This window comes from Xanthomonas sp. D-99 (genome assembly GCF_017746145.1).
Lineage (GTDB): Bacteria > Pseudomonadota > Gammaproteobacteria > Xanthomonadales > Xanthomonadaceae > Xanthomonas > Xanthomonas cissicola.
Genome location: NZ_JAGHWU010000047.1, coordinates 1 through 698, shown reverse-complemented (window position 1 = coordinate 698; position 698 = coordinate 1). Strand labels below are relative to the sequence as shown.

Genomic DNA, 698 nt, shown 5'->3' with positions numbered 1-698 from the left:
ATCGGGAATCGGGAATCGGCAAGACGATCCTGGCTGCCTGATCTAACGACAACGGCCGCGTACTGCGGCCGTTGTCGTTTCACTACCAGCATCGCTGCCGATCTATGCCTCTACGCGCGCAGGCATGGGCGCGACGGTTTGGCGACGGTCAGGCTGCCGTGGAAGTGAATCTGTAACCGTTATTTCAATAGCCCTCACACCATCCGGTGTTGAGGCGCAATCGACTGCTCCTGCTGCTGAGATTGCTGTTGGCGCTGCGTTTCGCCCAAAGCCTGCAATTGCGCGAGCGATTGCTCGACGGGCTGCGCAATCGCATCACTCGTCTTCATATGCGCCATCTTGTGAGCGGGATCGTTCAACGCACCTTCCACAACGAAGACGTTCTCGCCCTGCCGCACGGACTTGGTGTTCTCGCTCAGCACGACATGATCGATCCGCGACAGCCCGTTGTCTTTTGCAAGATATGCGCTGCTTGCAGCCAGCCGAGCACTGTTTTCGTCGTACTCACGGCCCAGACTCTGCTCAAGGCGGCGAACTGCATCCTCGGCTTGGCTATGGAGCGGGTCTTGGGATAGCGATGCCAGCTGATAGCCCCCGCTTTCCGAGATTTTGACCACACCCTGCTCAGTCTGCGATGCACCGTGCTCGCGCTGAACGCGCGCCTGGCCGAGCTCGATGCCTAGGGAAGGTCTGATCAA

1 protein-coding gene is annotated in these 698 nt (G+C 59.2%); it reads right to left on the bottom strand.

Going from position 1 to position 698, the window contains the following annotated elements; translation table 11 throughout:
- Positions 1-194: 194 nt before the first annotated feature.
- On the bottom strand, positions 195-698 hold a 504-nt coding region (locus tag J7360_RS16060; protein WP_343124460.1), incomplete at its 5' end, for an XVIPCD domain-containing protein.